The following is a 229-nucleotide window of genomic DNA, read 5'->3' as shown; positions in this document are numbered from 1 at the left end:
AAAGGCCCGACCTTCCGTGACAGCCTGGCTGTCGAAGGCCCCGAAAAAATCGCCGCCGAAGCCCTGATGGCGCCGATCCGCCAGCATTCGGCCGACGTCGAGACCTTCGTCAGCGAGACCATCAAGCGGGTCAACAATCTCAACGACGACAACGTCAAGCTGCTGCTGGCCGGCGCCACCTCGGCCATGAAAAAAGCCCAGATCATCGACCTGCTGCTGTCCATTGCCC

1 protein-coding gene is annotated in these 229 nt (G+C 61.6%); it reads left to right on the top strand.

Translation table 11 applies throughout. The features are described from left to right. The coding region (locus SB772_RS46380) for a UUP1 family membrane protein (protein ID WP_410839316.1) at positions 1-229 on the top strand (229 nt) is incomplete at both ends.

It is taken from the genome of Paraburkholderia sp. SIMBA_030, assembly GCF_046535245.1.
Lineage (GTDB): Bacteria > Pseudomonadota > Gammaproteobacteria > Burkholderiales > Burkholderiaceae > Paraburkholderia.
This window is presented reverse-complemented; position numbering and strand designations above follow the sequence as displayed.